Raw genomic sequence first — 16,710 nt, 5'->3', positions numbered from 1 at the left:
GACGTAAAGCCGTGTACATGGTGTCGCAAAAGGCTCGGCAATCCAGCCTCCCTTGATCCGGTGACTTTCCCCTAACGGCTTCTCTGCTAGAGTGCTCCGGAACCGCTCCGGAGACCCGCATGCCCATCGCTCAGGTGATCGACGATCTACGCCCCCTCCTAGGCGAACGGCTCAGCCTGTCCAAGTCCGATCTGCACACGCACGGCGCGTCCGAGTCCTATTTCCCGACCATCCCGCCGCAGGCCGTCGTCTATCCGCGCAGCACCGACGAGGTGCGCCGCATCGTCGTCGCCTGCGCCGCCGCCGACGTGCCGCTGGTGGGCTACGGCGCCGGCACCTCGCTCGAAGGGCAGACCCAGCCCGTGCGCGGCGGCATCACGGTGGACTTTCGCCACATGAACCGGGTGCTGGAAATCCGCCCCGCCGACATGGACGTGACGGTGCAGCCCGGCGTCACCCGCCAGGCCCTGAACGACGAATTGCGCGCCACCGGCCTGTTCTTCCCGGTCGATCCGGGGGCCAATGCCTCGATCGGCGGCATGGCGATGACCCGCGCCTCGGGCACCACCACCGTGCGCTACGGCTCGATGCGCGACAACGTGCTGGGGATGGAGGTTGTTCTGGGAGACGGCAGGGTGATTCGCACGGGCACCCGCGCCCGCAAGAGCGCGGCAGGCTACGACCTGACCGCGCTGATGATCGGGTCGGAGGGCACGCTGGGCCTGGTGACCGAACTGACCCTGCGCCTGCACGGTCAGCCCGAGGCGGTCAGCGCCGGCATCTGCGCCTTTCCCGACATGGCCTCGGCGATCGACGCGGTGATCGAGACGATCCAGATGGGCATCCCCATGGCGCGGATCGAATTCGCCTGCGCCAACACCGCGCGCGCCTTCAACGCCTACGCCGGCACCGACATGGACGCCGCACCGCACCTGATGGTGGAATTCCACGGCAGCCCCGAATCGACCCGGCAGGATGCCGAACGCTTTGGCGAGATCGTGGCCGACCACGGCGGCGGCGCCTTCCGCTGGTCGGGGCAGGAGGAAGAGCGCCGCGCGCTCTGGGCGATGCGGCACAACGGCTACTACGCCATCCTCGCCGCACGCCCCGGCGCACGGGCCGTCGTCACCGACATCTGCGTGCCGATCTCGCGCCTCGCGCAGGCGGTCGAAGAGACCCAGGCCGACATCGCCGCCAGCGGCCTGCCCGGCCCCATCGTCGGCCACGTCGGCGACGGCAATTTCCACGCCGTGCTGCTGACCGACCCCGGCCAGCCCGCCGACCTGGAGACCGCCAAGCGTCTCGCCGCCCGCATGGCCGACCGCGCCTTGCGGCTGGGCGGCACCTGCACCGGCGAACACGGCATCGGCTACGGCAAACTGCCCTTCATGAAGGCCGAACACGGCGAGGCCTGGAACGTCATGGGCGCGATCAAGGTCGCGCTCGACCCGCAGAACATCATGAACCCGGGCAAGCTCGTCCCCGGCAACTGACTCGGCACCTGACCCCGCAAACCGACCCTGCCGGGAGCGGCTGGAGGGTGGGCCGCTGACGGGCGCAGGCCCGGCAGTCGGGGCGCCCGGGCCGCGCCCGAGTTCCCCCAAGACCCGGCCCACACTCAGGCCGCGCGCCCCAGCACCACCTCCGCCGCCCGCGCCAGCCGCGCCACCCGGGCGCGCCGGTCCGGTGCCAGCCGCGCGCCCAGCACCGCGCGCAACGCCCAGTTCCCGGTCAGCAGGTCCAGCCACAGCGCCGCCGCCGCCTCGGGCGCGCCGCGCAACCGCCCCGCCGCGCGCAGCCGCACGAACAGCTGCACCACCCGCGGCACGATCAGGTCGCGCCAGGCCGCGTCCGCCGCCTGTCCCAGCGCGCCGGTGTCATCGGCCGCCGCCGCGCGGCACAGCGCCAGCCAGCGCGCCTCGGTCCAGGCCTCCAGCAGCAGCGTGCCGACGCCTTCCAGCACCGTCTCCGCCGCGCCACCGCCGATCAGCACCGCGTCGACTTCGGCCGCCACCTCGGACGCGCGGTGCACGATCAGCGCCCGCAACAGGCCGGTCTTGTCGCCGTACCAGCGATACAGCGTCTCGTTCGACGCGCGCGCGCGCCGCGCCACCGCCAGCATCGACAGCCCGCCCTGCCCCGTTTCCGTCAGAACGGCAAAGGCCGCCTCGGCGATCTCCGCCCTGCGCGCCCGTCGCGTTTCCGGTGTCATGCCACTATGCCCTCCGGAACCGGCCAACCGGACCAGAGGATACCCGCCCCGACCTACCGAAGGGTAAACCGGCTCAGGGTTTGAGCAGCGCCCGCGCCGCGGCGCGGGCCTCCTCGGTCACCGTGTCGCCCGACAGCATGCGCGCGATCTCGTCCTCGCGCGCCTGAGGCGCCAGCGCCACCACCTCGGACAGCGTCACCTCGCCCGCGACCCGCTTGGCCACGCGCCAGTGATGCCCGCCCAGCGCCGCCACCTGCGGCGAATGCGTCACCACCAGCACCTGCCCGTCCTCGGCCAGCGCCTTCAGCCGCCGCCCGACCGCATCCGCCGTGGCCCCGCCGACACCGCGGTCGATCTCGTCGAAGATCATCGTCGCGCCGCGCCCCTGCGCCTCGGCCAGGCAGACCTTCAGCGCCAGCAGGAAACGCGACAGCTCGCCGCCCGAAGCGATGCGGTTCAGCGGCCCCGACGGCGCGCCCGGGTTGGTCGCCACGGTAAAGGTCACCAGGTCCACGCCCTCGGGTCCGGGCGGCGCCTCCTCGACCTGGGTGGCAAAGACCGCCCGCTCCATCTTGAGCGGCGCCAGTTCGCCCGCCACCGCCGCGTCCAGCCGCGCCGCCGCCGCGCGCCGGGCCTCGGTCAGGGCCTGCGCCGCGGCCGCGTAGGCCGCGTCGGCCTCGCGCACGCCGCGCTCCCATTCCTTCAGCCGCGCCTCGCCCGCGTCCAGCGCCTCCAGCTTGCGCTCCAGCGTTTCCGCGAGATCGGCCAGCTCGTCGGGCGGCACGCCGTGCTTGCGGGCCAGGCCGCGCAGCGCGAACAGCCGCTCCTCGGTTTCGTCCAGGTCGTGCGGGTTGAACTCCAGCGCCTCCAGGCAGTCGGCCACGCCGCGCGCCGCGTCGTCCAGCTCGGCCATGGCGCGCGCCAGCGCCGCGACCGGCGCATCCAGCCGGCCTTCGGCCTTGTCCGCCGCCCCTTCGAGCCAGCGCAGCGCGTTGGCCATCGCGCCCTCGGCCCCGTCGTAGCCCAGCGCCGAGGACGCCTGCGCGATGTCGTCGCGGATCTTTTCGGCCGACTGCATGGCGCGGCGCCGCGTGTCCAGCGCCGCCTCCTCGCCCGGTTCCGGCGCCAGCTTGCGCAGTTCGGCCACCGAGTGGCGCAGGAAATCCTCCTCGGCCCGCACCGCCTCCAGCGCCGCCGCCGCCGACGCCTGCCCCTTGCGCGCCGCGGTCCGGGCCTGCCAGGCCTCACGGACCGCCGCGCGCGGTGCGTCGAGCTGGCCGTAACTGTCCAGGATGTCGCGGTGTCCGCGCGGGTCCAGCAATCCGCGGTCGTCGTGCTGGCCATGCAGCTCGACCAGCGTCTCGGACAGCGCCCGCAGCACCTCGCCCGACACCCGCCGGTCGTTGACCCAGCCGGTCTTGCGGCCGTCGCGGGTGTTCACCCGGCGCAGGATCAGCTCGTCCGAGGCCGGCAGCCCGGCCTCCTCCAGCACCGCCCGCGCGGCGTGGCCCTCGGGCAGGTGGAACTCGGCCACCACCTCGCCCTGCTCGGCCCCGGCGCGCACCAGCTCGGCCCGGCCGCGCCAGCCCAGAACAAAGCCCAAAGAATCCAGCAGGATGGACTTGCCCGCCCCGGTTTCGCCGGTCAACACGTTGAGACCCGGCTGGAACTCGAGCTCCAGCCGTTCGATGATCAACATGTCCCGGATTTCAAGTGCGCGCAGCATGGTTGCCGAAAGACCTACAAGGCCCCGCCGGCCGTTACAACCATTCGCCCTTGATCATCTGGCGGTGGATCGCGGACAGCCAGTTGTCGCCGAACGGCTTGGCCTCCAGCCCCTGCCGCGTCAGCAGCTTGTAGCCGTCCTGATACCACTCGCTGGACTGGTAGTTGTAGCCCAGGATCGCGCCCGCGGTCTGTGCCTCGTCGGTCAGGCCCAGCGACAGATAGGCCTCGATCAGGCGGTACAGCGCCTCGGGCGTGTGCGTCGTGGTCTGGAAATCCTCGACCACCACGCGGAACCGGCTGATCGCCGCGCCGAAATGGTCACGCTTGAGATAATAGCGCCCGACCTCCATTTCCTTGGCCGCCAGGTGGTCAAAGGCCAGGTCGAACTTCAGGATCGACGACCGCGCGTATTCGCTGTCGGGATAGCGTTCGATCACCGTGCGCAGCGCCTGCAAGGCCTGGAAGGTCAGCCCCTGGTCACGGCCCACCAGCTCGATCTGGTCGTAGTAGGACAGCGCCAGCAGGTACTGCGCATAGGCCGCGTCGTCATCCGCCGGGTAAAAGTCTATGAACCGCTGCGCGGCCGAGCGCGCGTTGTCGTAGTCCTTGTTTTCGTGGTAGGAATAGGCCTGCATGATCAGCGCGCGCTTGGCCCAGTCCGAATAGGGATACAGCCGCTCGACCTCGCCAAAGTAGAAGGCCGCGTCCTTCAGGTCCTTGCGTTGCAGCTCGTATTCGCCGCGTTCAAAGATCTGCTTGGCGGTAAAGCCCTCGAGCGGGACCCCGCCGGGGCCGACTTCCCTGCGCTGGAACGTCTCGCAGCCCGCCAGCAGAAGCGATGCCGCCATTATCCCGATCACCAGTTTTCGCGATCTGCCCAAAGACATGCCCGCCTGTCCTCTGCTCTGCATGGCGCCCCCTCGGGGGCGCCCGTTCAAAAGCGGTCTAGCACATAAAATTGCGGTGCAAAATGTCTTGCGGCCGGAATAATGCGCGACGTGGCGCAGCCCCTTCGGGATCAGGCGACCGCCGGAATTTCGTGCCGTTCGACACCGGCACCGGGCAGCCGCGCCGCCTGGCCTGCGTCGCACAGCACCACGCGCGAGGCGCCCGGCGTCGCGAACAGTTCGCGCAGAAGCGCGTTGGTCAGCGCGTGGCCGGCCTTGTGGCCCTCGTAGTGGCCGACGATGGGCGCGCCGGCCAGCGCCAGGTCGCCCAGCGCATCCAGCATCTTGTGGCGCACGGCCTCGTCGGCGTGGCGCAGGCCGCCCGGGCTCAGCACCCGGTCGCCATCGACCACCACCGCGTTTTCATAGGTCCCGCCCAGCGCCTTGCCGGCGGCGCGCATCGCCGCCACGTCGGCCGCGCGGCAAAAGGTCCGGCTGTCGGACAGTTCGCGCACAAAGGTGCCGTTGGCCAGGTTCAGCGTCTTGGTCTGTTCGCCGATGGCGGCATCCGCAAAGGCGATGTGAAAGCTCATGGTCAGCCCCTGCCCCGGCGCGCCGGGCAGCAGCCGGGCCCAGCCGCGGCCGGTGTCCACCGACACGGGTTTCAGCACCTCGATGGCGCGGATCGGCGTGGCCAGCGCGCGCAGACCGCGCGACAGGATCCCGCGGACAAAGGGCACGGACGATCCGTCCAGGATCGGCGCCTCGGGGCCGTCGATCTCGATCAGCGCGTTGTGCACGCCGCAGCCGGCCAGCGCCGCCATGACGTGTTCGACGGTCGACACGGAGGCCCCGGCGCGGTTGACGATCATGGTGCACAGCGGCGAGGCCTCGACCGAATCCCAGCGCGCCGGGATCATGGTGTCGCCCAGCGCGATGTCCGTGCGCTTGAACCAGATGCCGTAGTCCGCACTGGCCGGACGGATGGTCAACCGGGCGGCTGCGCCCGAGTGTAGACCGACGCCCGTGAAGGTGATCGGAGAACGTAGCGTGGTTTGCACGAGGCTGCCCCTTTTTTGCTCACATCCCCCCAACCTGGACGTGGCTTTGATCCAAGGGGATAGGCAAGGCCGCTCACAGGCTCAAATCAAAGATTGTAACCATGTGAAACATGGCATGGCAGGCATCGGCAAAAGCCCGCGCAAGGGCACCGAGACCCCTGTCAAGCCCCTGTATTCAAACCCATATTTCCAACCTCCCCCAGAGTTGTCCACAGCCCGGACTCGGCGGGAATCGGCCCCTTGTTGCAGCCGGGTCACCATTTGTGAACGCTTTGAAACAGGCCCTGGAACGGCAGGACCGCCCGTCACGGGGTGACGGGCGGTCCTGGTATTTCGGCTTTTGCGTGTCCGGGGGGCGGCGCCCCCGGGGCAATCTGCCCGCTCAGTTGGCCTGGCGGCGGAGGAAGGCGGGGATCTCGATCCGCTCGTCCTCGGCCTCGGCTTCCTGGTCGTGGATCGGCGCGGGGCGGTGCGCCTGAACCGGCGGCTGCTGCCGGCGCGGTTGCGGCGCGGCCTGCTCGGCGTGGCCGGTCATGCGCCCGATCAGCGAGTTCATGCTGAAGCGCGGCGCCTTTTCCTCGGCCGGGGCGGCGGCCCTGCGCGGCGCGGGCGCCTGGGCCTGCGCCTCTTCGCGGGTGCGGGCGGCGGCGGCCTTCAACCGGTCCAGCGTCGCGGGGCTGGGGGTGCCCGGGGCCTGGGCGCGCGGCGCGACAAAGTCCTTGGGGTCGGCCTCGATGGTGTCCGGGGCGGGGCGGAAGTCGGCCACCTGCGGGCGGTAGGCCGGCATCGGCAGGCCATCGTCGTCGGCCTCCTCCTCGATCACCTCGTCGTACTCGCGCGACATGACCGGCTCGGCCGCGTCCTCGGTCTCCAACTCGCCGAACAGCGAAGGCTCTTCGGCCACCGGCTCCGGCGCCTTGGCGACAGCCTGCTTCGGCTCCGGCCGGGCGGCCGGCGCGGCGGTCATCGGCGACGGCAGCGGCTGCGACATCTTGCGGCGCGGCACCGGGATGTCGTGCACGTTCTCGCTGGCGTCGATCCCGGTGGCGACCACGGACACGCGCATCACGCCACCCATGCTCTCGTCCAGGGTCGACCCGACGATGATGTTTGCGTCGGCGTCCACTTCCTCGCGGATGCGGTTGGCCGCCTCGTCCAGTTCGAACAGCGTGAGGTCGTGACCGCCGGTGATGTTGATGAGCACGCCCTTGGCGCCCTTGAGGCTGATCTCGTCCAGCAGCGGGTTGGCGATCGCCTTCTCGGCCGCCTGGATCGCGCGATCCTCGCCCTCGCCCTCGCCGGTGCCCATCATCGCCTTGCCCATCTCGTCCATCACCGCGCGCACGTCGGCAAAGTCGAGGTTGATCAGGCCCGGGCGGACCATCAGGTCGGTGACGCCCTTGACACCCTGGTACAGCACGTCGTCGGCCATCGAGAACGCCTCGGTAAAGGTCGTCTTCTCGTTGGCCAGGCGGAACAGGTTCTGGTTGGGGATGATGATCAGCGTGTCGACGACCTTTTGCAGGCTGTCGACGCCCGCCTCGGCCTGTTTCATCCGCTTGGCGCCTTCGAACTGGAAGGGCTTGGTCACCACGCCCACGGTCAGCACGCCCAGTTCGCGCGCGGCCTGCGCGATGATCGGCGCGGCCCCCGTCCCGGTGCCGCCGCCCATGCCGGCGGTGATAAAGCACATGTGCGCGCCGGCCAGGTGATCGACGATCTGCTCGATGCTCTCCTCGGCGGCGGCGGCGCCGACAGAGGCCCGTGCCCCCGCGCCCAGCCCCTCGGTCACCTTCACGCCCAGCTGCACGCGGTTCGGCGCCATGCTCTGCGCCAGCGCCTGCGCGTCGGTGTTGGCGACGACGAAATCGACGCCCTCGAGGTTTTTCTCGATCATGTTGTTGACGGCATTGCCGCCTGCCCCGCCCACGCCAAAGACCGTGATCCGGGGTTTCAGCTCGTCGTGGCCGGGCATGGAGAGGTTGAGTGCCATGTTGTCGTCCGCCTGTCTTATTTTTCCGGTTTTCAGGCCTGTCCACAGCCTGTTCCCTGAAATCCTACCGATTGCGGCCCGGTTCGTCACGCGAAAAACGCAATTTCGCCACCAAATATGGGCGATTTCATGCCGCTTTTCGGCTTATTTCGAAGCTGGCAACACATCTGGTGGATTTGCTCACAAACCACACAACAGACGGCAGGGCACGCGGCGAAGCGCGCCACGCGAAACCGGGTCTCCAGCAGTGTTAGGAAAGTCTGCCCGACCCTCCTGGCGCCTCTTATCCACGGGCACCTGTGGGTAACCTAACGCGCCCCGCCGGGGGTGTCACGCGCGAAAACGCGCGCCGGGGGACCGGCGCGCGGGTTTTTCCGGTGGTGTCGTGGATGTGCGACGGCGGGGGCCAAGACGCAGCACCCGGAATGTCAGGGGTGCGGCCGGTGATCTTTCGCCTGCGCGAAAGACACCCTTGCCACCGGAACGCGGTTTTCCCCGGAAAACCGCGTTACCAATTCTCCCTGAACCATTGCACCGCGCGCTTGAGCGAGCGCGCCGGAAGCCGGTCCACCGGGATCTCGAAATCCCACCATTCGTCCTGCGGATGCGCCGCGAACAGGCACAGCCCCACCGCGCCGGCAAAGCCCGGCCCGGTCGCCGCCTGCGGCAGCCCGTGGACCCGCAGCGGCCGGCCCAGCCGCACCTGCTGGCCCAGGATCTTGGACGCCATGCCATCCAGCCCCGGGATCTGGCTCGCCCCGCCCGTCAGCACGATCTGCTGGCTCGGCAGGTGGTCGAACCCCGCCGCATCCAGCCGCGCGCGCACTTCCTCGAGGATCTCCTCGACCCGCGGCCGCATGATGCCGATCAGCTCGGCCCGGCTCACGGTGCGGCGGTCGTGTTCCCAGTCGCCGGTCTCGCCGCCGCATTCGATCATCTCACGGTCGTCCATGCCGGTGGCCACGACGCCGCCGTAGAATGTCTTGATCCGCTCGGCCGTCGCCATCGGCACCTGCAACCCCATCGAGATGTCGCTGGTCACATGGTCCCCGCCCATCCGCACGCTATCCGCGTAGATCATGTGTTTCTTGATGAAGATCGAGATGCCGGTCGCGCCGCCGCCCATGTCGATGCAGGCCGCGCCAAGTTCCTGTTCGTCCTCCACCAGCGCGGAAATCCCGCTGACATAGGCCGACGACGCCAGCCCCGCCAGCTCCAGGTCACAGCGCTTGACGCAATAGGCCAGGTTCTGGATCGCCTGCGAGTCCACCGTGAGCATGTGCATGTCGACGCCCAGCTCGTTGCCGATCTGCCCGCGCGGGTCGATCAAGCCCGAGCGGTGGTCGAGCACAAAGTTCACCGGCTGCGCGTGCAGCACCTCGCGGTGGTGGCCAAAATCCGGCACGTCGCAGGACGACAGCACCCGCGCCACGTCCTGTTCATCCACCGTGGTCCCCATGACCTCGGCCTTGCCGGCCAGCCCGTAAGAGCGCGGCTCGGCGCCGGAAAAGGCGGCGATGACGTGGTCGACCCGGATGCCGGCCATCTTCTGCGCCGCCTGCACCGCGGTGCGGATCGCGCGCTCGGTCTCGGTCATGGCGTGAACCTCGCCGAACCGCACGCCGCGCGACCGCGTCGTCGCCGCACCGATCACCCGGAACCCCGACTGCCCTGCCAGCGACCCGATGCCCTCGTCCGACGGGTCCGACCCGTCGAAACGCAGCACCAGGCAGGCGATCTTGGACGATCCCACGTCCAGGATCGCCACCACGCCGCGCTGCATCGCCGCGCGGCGCATGTTCCGCATTGCCCTCTGGGACTCGTAAAGCTCGATCATCGCCTATTCCCTACCAGCCTCGATTGCCTTGATCCGCCACATCTCTTGTGTGGCGTTGTCCGTCATCCGTACCGTCGGCCGCCGCGGCAGCCGCAGGTCAACCACCGTGATATCGCGCGCCAGCAGGTCGTAGGAGGGCGTCAGCGCCATGGCGATCGCCCATTCCAGCGCCTGCTCCGCGCCCGTCTCGGGCAGCAGGATGCGCTGGTCGCGGTCCAGCACTACGTCCCAGCGCCGCGCGCCCATCCGTTCGAAGCCGCGCAGCCGGTCGTGGATCGGCCCGGCCGAGGCGTGCAGCCGCAGCGCCTCTTCGGTGACCCGCGCCATGCGCCGCCGCGCCGTGTCGGCCAGCGCAACCGCCGCCGGGATCTCCCTGGCCAGCCTGTCCAGCGCCTCGGGCCCCTGCCGTTCCGCCTGCCGCACCGCGGCCAACGCGGCCACGGCCTCGGGGGTCAGGATGTCCCCGGCGATCACCGGCAGGTCGGCAAAGGCCAGGCGCGACTCCGCCCGCCCGACATATACGCCCTCGGCGTCCAGCAGGTTCAGCGTCTCGCCGCTGCGCCACAGCACCTGCGGCACGCGCTGCTCCACGTCCACCTGCAACACCCCGCCCTGGCGGATGCGCAGCCGCGCCGATTTCACCGCGTCCATCGCGATCACCTTGCGCTGCAAGGCCTCGATGTCGAGATCGAAGGACGACTGCGGAAAGTCGATCTGCAAATCCGTCCGGATCGCCTCGGCCACCGCCGCGTCGGCGCCGTCGATCGCCATCAGCTTGACCTGGAACTCGGGCCGGTTCTCCACCGCCAGGCGCACGTCGGCGATCATGTTCTGCACCGCCGCCTGGTTGTCCGGCACCGCCAGCCAGGCCCCCGCCGCGCCAAAGCAGACGCCGAACGGCAGCAGCACCCGCAGGGCAAAGCGCACCAGCGGCGTCAGCATCAGCCGCTCGATCCGGTACTTCAGCCTCGAGGCGCCGGGATCCAGCCGCGCCATCTGGGGATCGTCGTCATCCTCCGGGTGGAGGGCGGCAGGCTCTAACGTCCGCATGACGCGTCCTCCACCATCCAGGCGCAGAACTGACCGAATGTCATGCCCGCCAGCGCCGCATGCTCGGGCGACAGCGAGGTCGGCGTCATCCCCGGCTGGGTGTTGGTCTCCAGCAGGATCAGCCCGTTTTGGCCCCTGCCCTCGTCCCAGCGGAAATCGGTGCGCGACACGCCGCGGCAGCCCAGGCACACATGCGCCCGCAGCGCGTAGTCCAGGCAGGCGTCATAGATCTCGGCCGGGATCTCGGCCGGGCAGACATGGCGCGACCCGCCCGCCTTGTATTTCGCGTCGTAGTCGTACCAGCCGTCGGTCAGGATGTCGGTGACCCCCAGCGCCCGGTCGCCCATCACGGTCGTGGTCAGCTCGCGCCCGGGCACAAAGGCCTCGACCATGACGACATCGGGCATCGACGCGTCCAGCACCGGCGGCCCGTTAGCCTCCTCGTGCACCAGGTAGACACCGACAGACGAGCCTTCGTTGTAGGGTTTGACGACATAGGGCGGCGCCATGACGTGGCCGGCCATGACCTCGTCCTTGCCGGCAAGGCGGCTGTCCGCCACCGGCAAGCCGGCGGCGCGATAGGCCTCCTTGGTCTTTTCCTTGTCCATCGCCAGCGCCGAGGCCAGCACGCCGGAATGCGTGTAGGGGATCTTCAGCCATTCCAGGATGCCCTGGACGCAGCCGTCCTCGCCCCAGCGGCCGTGCAGCGCGTTGAACACCACGCCCGGCGCGATCTCGGCCAGCCGCTCGGCCACGTCGCGCGACGCGTCCAGCTCGATCACTTCATAGCCTTCGCCCCTCAGGGCGGCGGCGCATTCCCGACCGGAAACAAGCGAGACCTCGCGCTCTGCCGAGAACCCGCCCTTCAACACCGCCACCATCGGGAGTGTCCTGCTCGACATCCCCAAACCGCCTCGTTTTCAGGGGGTTGACCCCCCTTGCCCCGCACGGGTTTGTCCCGTGCCTTGTTCCTGGCTCGGGTTTGTCCCGCGCCTTGTGCCTGACACGGGTGTGTCCCGTGCCCTGTCCCTGTGGCGGAAACCCCGCCGTATGTGATGCAACCTGCCTGTGGTCGCCGGGTCCCTGCTCTTTGATCTTGTTGTCAGGATGGGCCCGTGTCGCGCGCCGGTTCACCGACCCGCATGATTTCCCACTCTAGCTCTATTCCACTGTGTTGGAAAACCCTTTTTCGCACTTCCTCGCCCAGCCCTTCCAGCTCGGCCGCCGTGGCGCCGCCGGTGTTGACCAGGAAATTGGAGTGTTTCGGCGACATCTGCGCGCCGCCCTGTGTGGCGCCCCGCATCCCGGCCTCGTCGATCACCTTCCAGGCCTTCAGTTCGTGCGTGTCGTCCGCCTGCCCGGTCGACGAAAACCCCGCCGGGTTGCGAAAGGTGCTGCCCGCGGTGCGGTCCTTGGTCGGCTGCGTCTCGTCGCGCTTCTTCAGCTGCGCGTCCATCTTCGCGGCCAGCGCCTCCGGGTCACCCGACGCCCCCTCGAACACCGCCTCGACCAGCACCCAGCCGTCGGGCAGGTCGCTCTGCCGATAGCGCAGGTGCAGGTCAGCGGCGGGGATCGTCACCACCGCGCCGCCCCGCGTCACCGCCCGCACCTCGACCAGATGATCGGCGACGTAAGAACCGTAACAGCCCGCATTCATCCGCACCGCGCCGCCGATGCTGCCCGGGATGGTGCGCAGGAACGTCAGGTCCACCCCCGCCTCCGCCGCGCGTTTCGCCACATGCGCGTCCAGCGCCGCCGCCCCCGCCGTCACCCGGTTGCCCGCGACCGTGATGCCGTTGAAGCCGCGCCCCAGACGGATCACCAGCGCCCGCAGCCCGCCATCGCGCACGATCAGGTTGGACCCGACCCCCATGGGAAACACCGGCACCTCGACCGGCAGCGCCTTCAGGAAATCGCACAGGTCGTCCAGGTCGGCGGGCTGGAACAGCCAGTCCGCCGGCCCGCCCACGCGCAGCCAGGTCAGGTCGTTCAGGGGGCGGTCCGGCGTCAGCCGGCCGCGCGGTGTCGGCAAATCGGTCATGGGCAGGGTGCTAGGACGCCACGCCGCGCGGTGCAAGGGGGCTCAGGTCGCGCCGGCCCGCGCCGGCCGCGTCAGGTGGCCGATCAGCGCCCCGATCCCCAGCCCCAGCAGCGCCGGCGCCAGGCCGAACAGCCACAGGATCAGCCTGTCCAGCCCGTCGAGCCCGGGCGCCGCTTCCTGCCGGGCAAAGGCCCAGAGGATGCCGCCGATCAGCGCCAGCGCCAGCAGCGCGGCGATGCGCCCGCGCCCGGCCGCCAGGCAGATCCAGCCCGGCACCAGCCCGAACAGCAGCGCAACGGCAGGCAGGCCCAGGATCATTGCGCGCGCACCGGGTCCGCCTCGGCGCGCCGGTCGGCCCAGCCCAGCGCCGCGCCCAGCGCCAGCGCCAGCAGCGCCGGCAGCGACACGCCCCAGAAGGCAAAGGTATAGACCAGCACGTCCAGCCCGACGGCCCGCCCCTCCTGCCACAGCAGCCACAGTGCGACGCCGGCCAGCAGCGTGGCCAGCCCGGCCAGCGCCTCGCGGCAGGCTTCGCGCATCAGCAGGTGGCCCCACAGAAGGGCGCTCAGAAAGCTCAGGAATGGAATGGCATACAACATGGCGGATCCCCTTTCGGTTCGGGGATCACTCTGCGCGCAGACCGCGCAGCGGCACAGTCCGGAATCCCGGACCGTGGGTCAGGTCAGGCCCGCACGGCCTTGTGGCGGAACCAGCGCAGCAGGTAGCGCACCGGCCAGCGCAACACGCTCATGCCCGCGAACAGGACAAACAGCCCGACCCAGGGGCCGTTCTCGTAGGTGACATAGCCCACCAGCGGAATCCCCAGCGCGATCAGCACATAGGCCCGCCGCCAGTGATTGTCGCGCGACGGGATCATCGCCAGCACATTGGCCACGACGGCCCAGGCGCAGGCCAGGATCAGTGAAAGAGTCATCTTTGAACCTCCGTGCCCCCCAGAGGTGCGCACAGTCTGCGCCCAAGCACGGCTCAAGGCAAGACCCGCGCCCCGCGAATTTGCCGAAAACCCGGCGTAACCCCCCGGTTTCCCGTCAGATGGCGCCACGCGGGCCTCCCCCGAACGCGCCCGCGGCTTCTTCTCTGCGTAAATACTCCCGGGGGAATGGCGCCGCAGGCGCCAGGGGGGCAGCGCCCCCTCCTGAACGCAAAACGGAGGGCAGCGCCCCCCCCACAAACGGCAACGGCCCCCGAAACAGGGGGCCGTTCCGGGTCTCCGCTCGACCCGGCACACGGGCGCCGCAGGGCGGGGTTCACCCCGCCGCCGACAACCGCTTCGGCAGCCCGTTCGCCCAGGCCGAAATCGTGCCCGCCCCCAGGCAGACCACCATGTCGCCCGGCTGCGCCTGCTCGCGCACCAGCCGCACCAGGTCGTTCTCGTCCAGCAGCGCGCGCGCGTGGCGGTGGCCATGCCGCACCAGCCCCGCCACCAGGTCCTCGCGGGTGGCGCCAGGGATCGGCTCTTCGCCCGCGGCGTAGACCTCGGCGATGGCCACCACGTCTGCCTCGTTGAAGCAGGTGCAGAAATCCTCGAACAGGTTCGACAGGCGCGAATAGCGGTGCGGCTGATGCACCGCGATCACCCGGCCCTCGCAGGCCTGCCGCGCGGCCTTGAGCACGGCGGCGATCTCCACCGGGTGGTGGCCGTAATCGTCGATGATGGTCACGCCGTTCACCTCGCCGACGCGGGTAAAGCGCCGGTTGACCCCGCCGAAGGCCGCCAGCGCGGCGCGGATCTCCTCGCCGGTCATCCCGAGGTGCCGCGCCACGGCGACAGCGGACAAGGCATTCGACACGTTTTGGTCACCCGGCATCGGCAGGGTGCAGCCCTGGATGGTCTCGCCGCTCTGCTGGAACGCGACGTCGAAATGCGCGACACCCTTGACATAGCGCAGCCCCACCGCGCGCACGTCCGCCTGCGCGTTGAAACCGTAGGTCACCACGCGGCGGTCGGTCACCCGGCCCACCAGCGCCTGCACCTCGGGGTGGTCGGTGCAGCACACCGCCAGGCCGTAGAACGGGATGTTGGACACGAACTGGTAGAACCCGTCGCGCAGCGCCTCGATGGTCTTCCAGTGCTCCATGTGCTCGGGGTCGATGTTGGTCACGATGGCGATGGTCGCGGGCAGCCGGTTGAAGGTGCCGTCGCTCTCGTCGGCCTCCACCACCATCCATTCGCCCTGCCCCATCCGCGCGTTCGACCCATAGGCATGGATGATGCCGCCGTTCACCACCGTCGGGTCAAAGTTGCCCGCGTCCAGCAGCGTCGCCACCATGGTCGTGGTCGTGGTCTTGCCGTGGGTGCCGGCGATGGCGACGTTGGATTTCAGCCGCATCAGCTCGGCCAGCATCTCGGCCCGGCGCACCACCGGCAGCCCGCGCCGCCGCGCCTCGTCCAGCTCGGGGTTGCCGCGCTTGATGGCCGACGAGATCACGACGACCTGCGCGTCTTCCAGGTTCTCGGCCCGCTGGCCTTCGAACACATGCGCGCCCATCGACACCAGCCGGTCGGTGATCTTGGACGCCTTCAGGTCCGACCCCTGCACCTGGTAGCCCAGGTTCAGCAGCACCTCGGCGATGCCCGACATGCCGATGCCGCCGATGCCCACGAAATGGATCGGGCCCACATCGCCGGGCAGTTTTGTCGCGCCGATCATGCGGGCGCCCCGCTCAAGCCCCAGGTCCTTCATCTGTCTCGCCCTCGTATTGTTGTTGTTGTGTCGTCAGGCCCGCCAGGTCTTCGACCAGCGCGGCCAGGTGTTCGGCCGCCTCGGGCTTGCCGGTCCGCAGCGCGGCCTGCGCCATGCGGATCGCGCCCTGCTCGTTCGACAGGATCGCGTGGATCGCCTCGGTCAGCACCTCGATGGTCAGCTTGCGTTCCGGGATGCGGATCGCCGCGCCCGCCTCCACCAGCGCCTGCGCGTTGGCCATCTGGTGATCGCCCGTGGCGTGGGGATAGGGGATCAGGATGCTGGGGCGCCCGATCACCGCGATGTCGGCCACGCTGGACGCGCCCGAACGCGAGATCACCAGCTGCGCCTCGCTCATCCGTGCCGGCACGTCGTGAAAGAACGGCTCGACATCGGCGTCCAGCCCGTTCTCGGCGTAATAGGTGGCGACGCGCATCTGGTCTTCCTCGCGGGCCTGGTGGCTGACGCGCAGGTGGCCGACCATGTCCAGCGGCAGCGCCGCGATGGCCGGCGGCACGATGTCCGACAGCGCCCGCGCGCCCTGGCTGCCGCCGATCACCAGGATCGACATCGGGTAAGGCCCCGGCGCGATGTAGCCCGCGCCCGCCCGTTCGCGCACCGCCAGGCGCACCGGGTTGCCGGTGTGGATACCCTCCACCCCCTCGGGCAGCGCGGTGGGCCAGGTGCCGCAGGCGATCAGGTTCACCCGGGTGGCGAACCAGGTATTCACCTTGCCCAGCACGCCGTTCTGTTCATGGATCATGCGCGGAAGTTTCAGCAGCCAGGCGGCGGTCAGCGCCGGCACGCTGGGATAGCCGCCAAAGCCCACCACCACGTCGGGCCGGTCGCGCCGCATGCCCCAGATCGCCGACAGCACGCCACCCGCCAGCCGGAACGGCACCAGCGCGCGGGCCAGCGGCCCGCCGCGGTCGAATGTGGCCGAGGCGACGGTCTCGATCTCGACCGAATGGGGAAAGCCGGAGGTGTAGCGCGCGCCGCGCTCGTCGGTCGACAGCTTCACCCGCCAGCCCCGCCGCAGCATGAGTTCCGCCAGCGCCTGCGCGGGGAACATGTGCCCCCCGGTCCCGCCCGCGGCCATCACCAGCAAAGGCTTGCGTTCACCCATTCACCCGTCTCCGTCACCGATCGAGGGGCGCATATACCATCGGCGGGGTGCCGTCCATTGTCCGGCACCG

The 16,710-nt window shown here is 69.8% G+C and carries 15 protein-coding genes; 1 reads left to right on the top strand and 14 read right to left on the bottom strand.

What is annotated here, in order from left to right; genetic code table 11:
- The first annotated feature begins 119 nt into the window (after nucleotides 1-119).
- Entirely contained in the window at nucleotides 120-1,493 is a 1,374-nt protein-coding gene (locus MAA8898_RS14030) for an FAD-binding oxidoreductase (RefSeq protein ID WP_094021660.1), read from the top strand.
- A gap of 125 nt (nucleotides 1,494-1,618) precedes the next feature.
- Here the strand turns inward: MAA8898_RS14030 and MAA8898_RS14025 are convergent, their stop codons facing one another.
- The 14 genes from MAA8898_RS14025 to murG all read right to left on the bottom strand — a co-directional run bounded on the left by MAA8898_RS14025 (nucleotide 1,619) and on the right by murG (nucleotide 16,640).
- Entirely contained in the window at nucleotides 1,619-2,212 is a 594-nt protein-coding gene (locus MAA8898_RS14025; protein ID WP_094021659.1) for a TetR/AcrR family transcriptional regulator, read from the bottom strand.
- A gap of 73 nt (nucleotides 2,213-2,285) precedes the next feature.
- Nucleotides 2,286-3,938: a DNA repair protein RecN gene (recN, locus tag MAA8898_RS14020; protein WP_094021658.1), complete on the bottom strand. Its 1,653-nt coding sequence runs from the start codon at nucleotides 3,936-3,938 to the stop codon at nucleotides 2,286-2,288.
- A gap of 34 nt (nucleotides 3,939-3,972) precedes the next feature.
- Nucleotides 3,973-4,827: an outer membrane protein assembly factor BamD gene (locus MAA8898_RS14015; RefSeq protein WP_094021657.1), complete on the bottom strand. Its 855-nt coding sequence runs from the start codon at nucleotides 4,825-4,827 to the stop codon at nucleotides 3,973-3,975.
- A 131-nt stretch (nucleotides 4,828-4,958) separates the two neighbouring features.
- Nucleotides 4,959-5,888 carry a UDP-3-O-acyl-N-acetylglucosamine deacetylase gene (gene lpxC / locus MAA8898_RS14010; protein WP_094021656.1) on the bottom strand — a complete coding sequence of 310 codons (930 nt, stop codon included), beginning with the start codon at nucleotides 5,886-5,888 and terminating at the stop codon, nucleotides 4,959-4,961.
- A gap of 382 nt (nucleotides 5,889-6,270) precedes the next feature.
- Entirely contained in the window at nucleotides 6,271-7,881 is a 1,611-nt protein-coding gene (ftsZ, locus tag MAA8898_RS14005; protein WP_094021655.1) for a cell division protein FtsZ, read from the bottom strand.
- A 508-nt stretch (nucleotides 7,882-8,389) separates the two neighbouring features.
- Nucleotides 8,390-9,718: a cell division protein FtsA gene (gene ftsA, locus MAA8898_RS14000; RefSeq protein WP_094021654.1), complete on the bottom strand. Its 1,329-nt coding sequence runs from the start codon at nucleotides 9,716-9,718 to the stop codon at nucleotides 8,390-8,392.
- Nucleotides 9,719-9,721: 3 nt separating this feature from the next.
- Nucleotides 9,722-10,768: a cell division protein FtsQ/DivIB gene (locus tag MAA8898_RS13995; protein WP_094021653.1), complete on the bottom strand. Its 1,047-nt coding sequence runs from the start codon at nucleotides 10,766-10,768 to the stop codon at nucleotides 9,722-9,724.
- Entirely contained in the window at nucleotides 10,756-11,676 is a 921-nt protein-coding gene (locus tag MAA8898_RS13990; RefSeq protein WP_094021652.1) for a D-alanine--D-alanine ligase, read from the bottom strand. The genes MAA8898_RS13995 and MAA8898_RS13990 overlap by 13 nt, the downstream gene beginning before the upstream one ends.
- A 194-nt stretch (nucleotides 11,677-11,870) precedes the next feature.
- Nucleotides 11,871-12,809, bottom strand: a complete 939-nt coding sequence (gene murB / locus MAA8898_RS13985; protein ID WP_094021651.1) for a UDP-N-acetylmuramate dehydrogenase — start codon at nucleotides 12,807-12,809, stop codon at nucleotides 11,871-11,873.
- A 42-nt stretch (nucleotides 12,810-12,851) separates the two neighbouring features.
- The gene (locus MAA8898_RS13980) at nucleotides 12,852-13,127 is read right to left on the bottom strand and encodes a hypothetical protein (protein WP_094021650.1); all 276 of its coding nucleotides are present in this window, start codon (nucleotides 13,125-13,127) and stop codon (nucleotides 12,852-12,854) included.
- The gene (locus MAA8898_RS13975; RefSeq protein WP_094021649.1) at nucleotides 13,124-13,408 is read right to left on the bottom strand and encodes a hypothetical protein; all 285 of its coding nucleotides are present in this window, start codon (nucleotides 13,406-13,408) and stop codon (nucleotides 13,124-13,126) included. Before MAA8898_RS13975 ends, MAA8898_RS13980 begins: the two co-directional genes overlap by 4 nt.
- An 83-nt stretch (nucleotides 13,409-13,491) precedes the next feature.
- Entirely contained in the window at nucleotides 13,492-13,743 is a 252-nt protein-coding gene (locus tag MAA8898_RS13970; RefSeq protein ID WP_094021648.1) for a DUF2484 family protein, read from the bottom strand.
- 334 nt (nucleotides 13,744-14,077) lie between these two features.
- Complete coding sequence (gene murC, locus MAA8898_RS13965) at nucleotides 14,078-15,481, bottom strand: UDP-N-acetylmuramate--L-alanine ligase (RefSeq protein ID WP_094021786.1); 1,404 nt, start codon at nucleotides 15,479-15,481, stop codon at nucleotides 14,078-14,080.
- Between the two features lie 13 nt (nucleotides 15,482-15,494).
- Entirely contained in the window at nucleotides 15,495-16,640 is a 1,146-nt protein-coding gene (gene murG, locus MAA8898_RS13960) for an undecaprenyldiphospho-muramoylpentapeptide beta-N-acetylglucosaminyltransferase (protein WP_094021647.1), read from the bottom strand.
- Between the last annotated feature and the right edge of the window lie 70 nt (nucleotides 16,641-16,710).

The organism is Antarctobacter aquimaris, assembly GCF_900184945.1.
Classification (GTDB): domain Bacteria; phylum Pseudomonadota; class Alphaproteobacteria; order Rhodobacterales; family Rhodobacteraceae; genus Maliponia; species Maliponia aquimaris.
The sequence above is the reverse complement of the archived record's forward strand: the minus strand, read 5'-3'. Positions and strand labels throughout refer to the sequence as shown.